The following is a 9,626-nucleotide window of genomic DNA, read 5'->3' on the forward strand; positions in this document are numbered from 1 at the left end:
GATAAATATTATTCTTGATCTTTCTCCTATTTAGTTTAGGAAAGATCAAGAATATACGAATGAATTAAGACTATGTTTTGTTAAACATACAATTTTTTGAAAGGGAGATTACTTAGCTTTGTAAAATCCAATCAGGTTCTACGAATTTCTTTATTGCCTAATTAGAATTAAATCACTAACTTTGCGGCATTTTTAGAAGAAAGATAAATATAACGCGAAATGAGTAAGAAATTTGCCGAATATTCTAAGTTTGACTTATCGAATGTCAATAAAGAGGTGCTGAAGAAGTGGCAGGATGGCGACATCTTCCACAAGAGTCTTGAAATCCGCGAAGGATACCCCTCATTTGTATTTTACGAAGGACCGCCTTCTGCAAATGGTATGCCGGGTATTCACCACGTTATTGCCCGTTCGATTAAGGACATTTTCTGCCGTTACAAGACCATGAAAGGATTCCTGGTCAACCGTAAGGCAGGATGGGATACACACGGCCTGCCGGTTGAGTTGGGCGTGGAGAAATCCATGGGTATAACCAAGGAAGATATCGGCAAGAAGATTTCTGTCGCTGACTATAATGCAGCTTGCCGCCGCGATGTGATGAAGTTTACCAAAGAATGGGAAGACCTCACTAACAAGATGGGCTATTGGGTGGATATGGAAAATCCGTATATCACCTACGATAACCGTTACATCGAAACGCTGTGGTATCTGCTGAAAGAATTATATAAAAAAGGTTTGCTGTACAAAGGATATACGATCCAACCGTATTCGCCGGCAGCCGGAACAGGTCTTAGCTCACATGAGTTGAACCAGCCGGGATGCTATAAAGATGTGAAAGATACGACTTGTACGGCACAATTCCATATCCTCGATCCGAAGCCCGAAATGGCACAGTTCGGTGATGCATTCTTCCTGGCATGGACGACTACTCCGTGGACATTGCCTTCAAATACGGCTCTTTGTATGGGACCGAACATCTCTTATGTGGCTGTTCAGACTTATAACCCGTATACCGGTATGCCGATGACGGTGGTATTGGCGAAGGATTTGATGGGTGCGCATTTCAATCCGAAAGCTGCCGACCTGGAATTATCTGATTATAAGATAGGCGATAAGCTGATACCGTTTAAGGTGGTTGGCGAATGGAAAGGTTCCGAACTGGCCGGTATGCATTACGAGCAGCTGATTCCGTGGGTAAATCCGGGCGAAGGTGCTTTCCGCGTAATCAATGGTGACTTTGTGACAACCGAAGACGGTACGGGTATCGTACATATCGCTCCGACTTTCGGTGCGGATGACGACCGTGTGGCTAAGGTGGCCGGTGTGCCGCCGTTGATGATGATCGACAAGGATGGCTACAGACGTCCGATGGTGGATATGACCGGTAAGTTCTATCTGCTGGAAGACCTGGATCCTGAATTCGTACAGACCTGTATGAATGCGGCCGACTATGATCCGTTCCAGGGTAAGTTCGTAAAAAATGCGTACGATCCGGAGAAAACCGATAAAGACGAAACATTGGATATCGAAATATGTATGATGCTGAAAGTGCAGAACCGCGTGTTCCGCATCGAAAAGCATGTACACAACTACCCGCACTGCTGGCGTACCGACAAACCGGTGTTGTATTATCCGTTGGATAGCTGGTTTATCCGCACAACAGCCTGCCGTGATCGTATGATCGAACTGAATAATACGATCAACTGGAAGCCGCAGAGCACCGGTACGGGACGTTTCGGTAAATGGTTGGAAAACCTGCAGGACTGGAACTTGAGCCGTAGCCGTTATTGGGGTACTCCGTTACCAATCTGGCGTACGGAAGACGGAACGGAAGAAAAATGTATCGGTTCGGTGGAAGAACTATACAACGAAATAGAAAAGGCTGTTAAAGCCGGATTCATGGAAAGCAATCCTTATAAGGATAAAGGATTCAATCCGGGTGAATATAATAAGGATAATTACGAAAAGATCGACTTGCACCGTCCGTATGTGGATGAGGTGATCCTGGTTTCTGAAAGCGGTAAGCCGATGAAACGTGAGACAGACCTGATCGACGTTTGGTTCGACTCAGGTGCGATGCCTTATGCACAGATCCATTATCCGTTCGAGAATAAGGAAATACTGGATAACCGTACGGTTTATCCGGCCGACTTTATCGCGGAAGGTGTCGACCAGACACGTGGTTGGTTCTTTACCCTGCATGCGCTGGCAACAATGGCATTCGATAGCGTGGCTTATAAAGCGGTTGTTTCCAACGGTCTGGTATTGGACAAGAATGGTAATAAGATGTCCAAACGTCTGGGAAATGCTGTCGATCCGTTCTCTACAATCGAACAATATGGTTCCGACCCGTTGCGTTGGTATATGATTACGAATGCATCTCCGTGGGATAACATCAAGTTCGATATCGACGGAATGGATGAAGTGCGCCGTAAGTTCTTCGGTACATTATATAATACCTATTCATTCTTCTCACTGTATGCAAATGTGGACGGCTTCGATTATTCGGAACCGGATGTTCCTCTGAACGAACGCCCGGAGATCGACCGCTGGATTCTTTCTTTGCTGAATACATTGGTGAAAGATGTGGACGGTTTCTATGATACCTACGAACCGACCCGTGCGGGACGTGCTATCTCCGAATTTGTAAACGATAACCTGAGTAACTGGTATGTACGTCTGAACCGTCGCCGTTTCTGGGGTGGTGGTATGACAACCGATAAGTTGTCGGCTTACCAGACTTTATATACTTGCCTGGAAACGATAGCCAAGTTGATGGCTCCGATTGCTCCGTTCTATGCCGATCAGTTGTTCTGCGACCTGATTGCTGTAACCGGACGTGAGACGGTTGAGTCTGTCCACTTATCCGATTTCCCGAAATATGATGAAGCATTGATCGATAAAGATCTGGAAGAACGTATGAAGATGGCGCAGGATGTTTCGTCCATGGTGCTGGCTTTGCGTCGTAAAGTGAATATCAAAGTTCGTCAGCCGCTTCAAACCATTATGGTGCCGGTTATGGATGCCCATCAGCAGGAAAGTATCGAAGCTGTGAAGAATCTGATCCTGAACGAAGTGAATGTGAAGGAACTGAAGTTTGTCGATAACGCAGCCGGAATCCTGGTAAAACGTATCAAGCCGGACTTTAAGAAGTTAGGCCCGCGTTACGGTAAGATCATGAAGAGCCTGGCTGCCGCTATCCAAAGCATGAGTCAGGAGGATATCCTTGCATTCGAAGCTGCCGGAACATTTACGTTGAAAGTGGAAGGACAGGATGCAACCGTTGAACGTACGGATGTTGAAATTATCTCGGAAGATATCCCGGGCTGGCTGGTTGCCAATGAAGGCCGTCTGACTGTAGCTCTTGATATTACAGTTACCGAAAGCCTGCGTAAGGAAGGTTTGGCACGCGAATTGGTAAACCGTATCCAGAACTTGCGTAAGAGCAACGGTTACGATATAACGGATAAAATCAATGTGACTATTCTTTCGACCGATGAAATGGATGACGCAATTAAGGAATTTAATGAGTACATTGCGAACCAAGTGCTGGCTGTATCTGTTGAAATAACGGAACATGCCATAAGCGATGCGACTGTCCTTGATTTCGAAGATTTCAATCTGTCGGTACGAATCGAAAAAGAGTGATTTTTTCTATAAAAAAGAAAGGCGTCCCTTGCCGCATATAAATATTATCGTATATTTGGACTGCGACTTGGTCGCCTGATATATATTATGAATTGTGGAACCTAAAATTAAATGAACCATGGCAGAAAAGACTAGATATTCGGATGCTGAACTCGAGGAGTTCCGCGCCATTATTTTAGAGAAGTTGGAGGTAGCCAAGAAGGATTACGAGTTGTTGAGATCGGGTGTAACCAATTCTGATGGTAACGATGTGGCTGATACATCACCAACATTTAAGGTGTTGGAAGAAGGTGCCGCAACTTTGTCGAAGGAAGAGGCCGGACGTTTGGCACAACGCCAGATGAAGTTCATACAGAACTTACAGGCTGCTTTGATCCGTATAGAAAATAAAACGTATGGCATTTGTCGTGAAACGGGTAAACTGATCCCGAAGGAAAGACTGCGTGCCGTTCCTCATGCTACTTTGAGTATCGAAGCAAAACAAGGAGGTAAGAGATAAATGAAATTTTCTAAAGGTTGGGGAGCAGTGTTGATTATAATGCTGCTCCTTATTCTTGACCAGGCTCTCAAAATTTGGATCAAGACACACATGCAGTTGCATGAGAGTATAGAGATTACCCCGTGGTTTTATCTCTATTTTACCGAGAATCCGGGAATGGCTTTCGGTATAGAAGTAATAGGTAAGTTGTTTTTGTCGATATTCCGTATTGTGGCGGTCGGCTTTATCGGTTATTACCTGTATAAGCTTGTAAAAGACAAATATAACTTCGGTTTTATTGCTTGTGTCTCGTTGATATTTGCAGGAGCAATCGGTAATATTATCGACTCTATATTTTATGGAGTGGTATTTGATCATAGTTTTGGTCAGATCGCATCTTTTATGCCTGCGGGCGGAGGATATGCGGGATGGCTGCACGGGAAAGTAGTGGATATGTTTTACTTCCCGTTGATTCAGACGGTATTGCCTGACTGGCTTCCTATCTGGGGAGGGGAGGAGTTTGTCTTTTTCCGTCCTATCTTCAACCTGGCGGATTCAGCAATCTGCGTGGGTGTTTTCTTATTATTGATATTTTACCGGCATACCTTGTCGGCCAGTCTCTCTAAAGAAAAAGAAAGTAATAAATAAATGCGGAATAAATTGCGCAGATATGGTGTCGCATTGTTAACGGCAGCTTTGTTGGTTTCCTGTAGTAAGGTGCCTGATGGTATTTTGTCGGAAAAGGAAATGAAGGCTGTCCTGATCGATATGCAACTGGCTGAAGCTATGATCAGCACGGATTATAAAAAGTATAGCGACGATGCTGAGAAAGATGCGCTTTACCAGTCTGTATTCCGCAAGCATAAAATAGAACAGGCTGTTTATGACAGTTCGCTGGTCTGGTATGGGCGTAACCTGGATGTGTACATGCAGGTTTACGATTTGGTACTGGCCGAACTGAATGAACGGCAAAAGGCGCTGGGAGATGTGCAGGCAAATGCCGCCCCTGTATCTAAACAGGATTCGGTAGATATCTGGCCGCGTCTTACTTATCTTACCTTAGAACCGAATGCCTTGTTTAACGGGATAGCGGTCGATATTAAACCGGAAACCAACTATCCGTCCGGCAGTACGTTTGTATTGGGAATGCGCGTCTGGGGATTGAACGATGCGATGAAGAATCGTCCGGAGATCCGTCTGAGCGCAAATCAGGGCGATACGATTATTACCGTAAACGACAAAATTCTTCGCGACGGTTATCATGAAACAACGTTAAGGACTTTGCCTACCAAACAGGTAAAGAGCGTGTATGGTTTTATCCGCCTGAACGGAAAAGATGATTCCACCTCTTATTTCAAAGTTTATGTGGATAGTTTGAATCTGATGCGGTATAACTACGGTCGGTTACCGGAAAACGACTCCATACAAGTAGCACGTAAGGATTCCATAAAGAATTAGATCAAAATATGCGCAGGATTGCTTCGCATTATATATACTGGCGTAAATGGTACCGTATGCATTATCTCGAATTGGATGCGGAGGGACGTTTGACCGGTGTGTATCCTTTGGAACAGGAGATTGCGAATACAGAATTTTATGACGGTACTTTATTGCCGGTACCGTCAGACATTACTTTTCCTCCGGTTGGAGTTTCTTCTTTAGCGGAATGGCTGGCTGTTACGGATTCAGTAACCGTAGACTCTCTGGTACAAGTCTGCCATTTACCCCGCATTTCCCCGACGACGCCTGAACTCGGCGCAGACTACAGCAGTGGCGATTGCTACGTTCAGCGACTCTGATGTTTCCCTGTCCTGAGGGTAATTAGGTATATACAACTTTTCATTGACAAGTGTTTCTATTTCGGGACGGATACCGTTTCCTTCATTTCCCATGATGATGATACCTGTTTCCGATAATTCTTTCGTGTACATGTTCTCTCCGTCAAGAAACGTTCCGTATAACGGGATTTGTTGTTCTGCCTGTTTTTTCAGGTAGCCATGCAAATCCGTATAATGTACTTTTACATGGACGAGAGCTCCCATAGTGGCTTGTACTGTTTTGGGACTGAATACGTCGGCGGTGTCCTGGCTACAAACAATATGTTCGATGCCGAACCAGTCTGCCAGCCGTATGATCGTACCGAGATTACCGGGATCTTGTATCCCGTCGAGGGCAAGGATTAACTGGGTTTTCGGGTCGGCATCTTCCAATGACCAGGCCGGACGTTTGAAGACGGCCAGTACGTCCTGCGGGTTTTTCAAGAAACTGGCTTTCCGTATATCATCGTCGTCAGCTTCCAATAATTCCTTAGCGGGAATGTCGCCTTGTGTTGCCATCCATGACGGTTTGGCTATCAGCAGGTCGCATTCGAATGCATGTAACATGTCTGCCACCAACTTATTTCCTTCGGCAACAAATGCATTTAACTCGTTACGAAACTTCTTTAATTCCAGTGAACGGATCTGTTTTACTTTAGACTTACTCAGCATCTTTACTCTTTTTACAAAGCAAAAGTACAGGAATTTATTTAATTTCAGTTACATTTCATTGAAAAGTGGATATAAGGTAAATACATTACAATTCTCCTTTTATGAGGATTGTACCTATTATTTTTGTGGAGTATGAAGGATCAAATTTCTCCATTATTATACCATATGTCTTGATTTGAGCGGCATTTGGAATAATCTCTTTTTATAATTTATAATTTTAAGGCGAAGTTTTCGAAAACTAGTATAGATGGATAAATCCAGTAACCCTCATGAGGGTTTTTTGCTGTATGCACAGCAAAAAATTATATATATTTTATTTACTTAATTTACATGTAACCCTAATGCTTGTGGTTTGGATATGAATGAAATGAATAGATTGATAGCGATGTGAAGAAGATAATAAACGAATAAAACAAAATAACTAAAAAACAAAAAGTATGATGAGAAAACTTATTATCATGATCTTCCTGTTTGTGATTCCATTGTCGTTTTATGCACAGGATAGATTGAGTGGTCAGAAAGGATCAGTCGTCGGCCTGAAAACGAATATCCCGTATTGGGGAGCGATGGCGACTTTCAATGCCGGAGTTGAATTTCGTCTGGCACGTCATTGGTCATTGGATATAGAGACCGGTCTGAACCCGTTCGACGGAAAGAAAGAAGATGGTAGCTATGGTAAATCTCTTAAGCATTGGCGACTTCATCCGGAGTTGCGTTATTGGTTTTGTGAAACTTCCTACAAACATTTCATTGGTCTGCATGTCCCTTACATATTATATAATGTATCGGACATCAAAATACTGGGTACCGAGAATGAGCGCCATCAAGGTTGGGGAGCAGGAGTAGGAGTTAGCTACGGTTATTCATGGTTGCTTTCCAAGCATTGGAATCTGGAAGCGACGGTCGGTGTGGGATATCTCTATCTCGAATCGGAGAAATACCCCTGTACAAACTGCGGTCGTCGTCAGGAATACGTCAAGAAACATTATTTCGGTCCAACACAAGCAGCAATTAATCTGATTTATCAATTTTAATTTTCGCCGCCTTATGAAAATGAACAAACATATACTTATAGTAACAAGTCTGCTGGCGGCAACTGCTTTGCAGGCACAGGAGATTAAAGTAAAGGATAAGATTGTAGAGAAATCGGACAGTGCGTTGATTATTGGTATGACGTTCGATTTTGGTGAAGTGAAAGTTCCTTCTGATCGTAGTCTGGTATGTACACCGGTGGTTGTTTCGGGTGATAGTATCCGCCCTTTGACACCGGTTATTCTCAATGGTCGCGATCGCCATATTTTGTACGATCGCACAGGACGTACTTATTCAACACACGGGGAATATGAACTGCGTCGTAATAATGGTGAGGAGCAATTCTTTGAATACACCACTCGCACACCAATGGCGCCTTGGATGAAGAAGTCGGAAGTGGCTCTCGTAACCGACCTCTGCGGTTGTGGTTGGGAAGCGTTGCAGAACGACCGTTCTCCACTCTTTCCGATCAATTTGTCAGATCCGGTTGTTTTGAGACCGTTGCTCGCCTATCGTACACCTGAAGCTGAGGCGGTCAAGCGCGTTCGATCGAGGGAAAAGCGTTTTTGGATTTCCCGGTTAACAAAATAACGATTTATCCCGACTACCGTAACAATCCGCGTGAGCTGGCTGCTATTCGTGCGACGATCGAGTCTGTAAAAGACGATCCGTATGCCACCATCACGGAAGTATGGATCAAAGGTTTTGCGTCTCCCGAGGCTCATACGCCAATAATACATATTTAGCGGAAAATCGTGCCAAGGCCTTGCGCGACTACGTGAAAAGCCTCTATCGTTTCGAGCATGCCACATTCAGTGTAGATTTCGAACCGGAAGACTGGGAAGGATTGGAAAAACGTCTGGAAGAAATGAATTTACCGGACAAAGCTGAGTTGCTGGCTATTATTCGTGATCCGGAACCACGCGACCTCGATAAGAAGGAGCTGAAGTTGAAAGTCTTGAACGGCGGTAACTCTTATAGAATTCTACTCAGGGATGTTTATCCGGCGTTACGCCATTCGGACTATGTGGTGAAGTATAACATCCGCAATTTCACAGCCGAAGAAGCCCGGTCGCTTATTTATACTGATCCGAAGCAGTTGAGTCTGAATGAAATGTTTATGGTGGCTCAAAGCTATGAGGCTGGAAGCGAGAAATATAACGAAGTGTTCGAAATTGCTGTCCGCATGTTTCCTGATGATCCTGTGTCGAATCTGAATGCCGCTAACACAGCTATTCAAAGAGGCCAGTTGGAACAAGCCGAACGTTACCTTCAGAAAGCAGCCGAAGGAGATGAGAAACAGTTGGCACGTGCATCTATTCTGATGCTTCGCGGTGATTTGGACGGTGCGGAAAAGATCTTGAATACGTTGCAGAATAGCCCGGTGACAGGTAAATCGGCCCAGGCAAACCTCGAACAGATCAAAGCAAAACGTGAAGAATAAAGAACTTCAAAAAATGATTGATTATGAACATAGCCTATAAATATCTTTTATACGCCTGTATGGCAACCTGTTTTATGCAGGTTGGCTGTACTGACGAAGTTCATTTGAACCGTGACGACGGAGAGGAGGATGTGGTGGTGGAAAACTACCTTCGTCTGACTATCAGCAGTCCGGAAGCCAAACTTCTTACCCGTTCAAACCCCACCGGTGGCGAGAATGGTGACGGCTATGAGCCGGGACAAGACTACGAGACGCGCATCGACGATTTGATGCTGCTCTTTTATCAAGGAACAGACGGGGTGAATTCTCCTGCATCGACCCCGATAGATAAAATTATGTATCTGGACCGTAATGCCATGGAGGGTGACAATCGCACCGAACCGGTACTAGTGGGGCTTCCGGGTGGTTGGTATGACCTGCTGGTTATAACTCAATGTCATCAATTTAAGGTTCATAGTGCTCTTTTGTAATTAGTTAGAGTATAGTTTTTACAATTGGGCCTTCCTTTCCTTGCTCGTGGAAACTTTCTTCCCGG

General features: G+C 44.4%; 8 protein-coding genes and 1 pseudogene. 8 read left to right on the forward strand and 1 reads right to left on the reverse strand.

Translation table 11 applies throughout. The annotated features are described in order from the left end of the window. Positions 1-219 precede the first annotated feature (219 nt). The 5 genes from ileS to DXA15_RS13245 all read left to right on the forward strand — a co-directional run bounded on the left by ileS (position 220) and on the right by DXA15_RS13245 (position 5,925). A complete protein-coding gene (gene ileS / locus DXA15_RS13225) occupies positions 220-3,648 on the forward strand; it encodes an isoleucine--tRNA ligase (protein WP_128134344.1) in 3,429 nt (1,142 codons plus the stop codon). 118 nt (positions 3,649-3,766) lie between these two features. Next, positions 3,767-4,147, forward strand: coding sequence for a TraR/DksA C4-type zinc finger protein (locus DXA15_RS13230; RefSeq protein ID WP_007657507.1), 381 nt, complete (start codon positions 3,767-3,769; stop codon positions 4,145-4,147). Further along, positions 4,148-4,774, forward strand: coding sequence for a lipoprotein signal peptidase (locus DXA15_RS13235; protein ID WP_122327205.1), 627 nt, complete (start codon positions 4,148-4,150; stop codon positions 4,772-4,774). Continuing rightward, positions 4,775-5,584 carry a DUF4296 domain-containing protein gene (locus tag DXA15_RS13240; protein WP_122327206.1) on the forward strand — a complete coding sequence of 270 codons (810 nt, stop codon included), beginning with the start codon at positions 4,775-4,777 and terminating at the stop codon, positions 5,582-5,584. It abuts the gene before it with no gap. Positions 5,585-5,592: 8 nt separating this feature from the next. Beyond that, entirely contained in the window at positions 5,593-5,925 is a 333-nt protein-coding gene (locus tag DXA15_RS13245) for a hypothetical protein (protein WP_128134345.1), read from the forward strand. Here DXA15_RS13245 and DXA15_RS13250 read toward each other — a convergent pair. Next, positions 5,848-6,615, reverse strand: coding sequence for an RNA methyltransferase (locus tag DXA15_RS13250; RefSeq protein ID WP_122327208.1), 768 nt, complete (start codon positions 6,613-6,615; stop codon positions 5,848-5,850). The genes DXA15_RS13245 and DXA15_RS13250 overlap by 78 nt on opposite strands. A 440-nt stretch (positions 6,616-7,055) precedes the next feature. Between DXA15_RS13250 and DXA15_RS13255 the strand changes: the two genes are divergently transcribed. The 3 genes and pseudogenes from DXA15_RS13255 to DXA15_RS13265 all read left to right on the forward strand — a co-directional run bounded on the left by DXA15_RS13255 (position 7,056) and on the right by DXA15_RS13265 (position 9,561). Next, complete coding sequence (locus DXA15_RS13255; protein WP_044214758.1) at positions 7,056-7,649, forward strand: DUF3575 domain-containing protein; 594 nt, start codon at positions 7,056-7,058, stop codon at positions 7,647-7,649. 13 nt (positions 7,650-7,662) lie between these two features. Further along, positions 7,663-9,091, forward strand: a pseudogene (locus DXA15_RS13260) (DUF3868 domain-containing protein). A gap of 23 nt (positions 9,092-9,114) precedes the next feature. Further along, positions 9,115-9,561 carry a hypothetical protein gene (locus DXA15_RS13265; protein WP_233567261.1) on the forward strand — a complete coding sequence of 149 codons (447 nt, stop codon included), beginning with the start codon at positions 9,115-9,117 and terminating at the stop codon, positions 9,559-9,561. The last annotated feature ends 65 nt before the right edge of the window (positions 9,562-9,626 follow it).

It is taken from the genome of Parabacteroides sp. AM58-2XD (assembly GCF_003463685.1).
In the GTDB taxonomy this organism is placed as follows: domain Bacteria; phylum Bacteroidota; class Bacteroidia; order Bacteroidales; family Tannerellaceae; genus Parabacteroides; species Parabacteroides segnis.

Bases quoted from the DNA above. Each gene is read 5' to 3' on its own strand.
- ileS (WP_128134344.1), top strand. From the start codon at position 220: ATGAGTAAGAAATTTGCCGAATATTCTAAGTTTGACTTATCGAATGTC.
- DXA15_RS13230 (WP_007657507.1), top strand. From the start codon at position 3,767: ATGGCAGAAAAGACTAGATATTCGGATGCTGAACTCGAGGAGTTCCGC.
- DXA15_RS13235 (WP_122327205.1), top strand. From the start codon at position 4,148: ATGAAATTTTCTAAAGGTTGGGGAGCAGTGTTGATTATAATGCTGCTC.
- DXA15_RS13240 (WP_122327206.1), top strand. From the start codon at position 4,775: ATGCGGAATAAATTGCGCAGATATGGTGTCGCATTGTTAACGGCAGCT.
- DXA15_RS13245 (WP_128134345.1), top strand. From the start codon at position 5,593: ATGCGCAGGATTGCTTCGCATTATATATACTGGCGTAAATGGTACCGT.
- DXA15_RS13250 (WP_122327208.1), bottom strand. From the start codon at position 6,615: ATGCTGAGTAAGTCTAAAGTAAAACAGATCCGTTCACTGGAATTAAAG.
- DXA15_RS13255 (WP_044214758.1), top strand. From the start codon at position 7,056: ATGAGAAAACTTATTATCATGATCTTCCTGTTTGTGATTCCATTGTCG.
- DXA15_RS13265 (WP_233567261.1), top strand. From the start codon at position 9,115: ATGAACATAGCCTATAAATATCTTTTATACGCCTGTATGGCAACCTGT.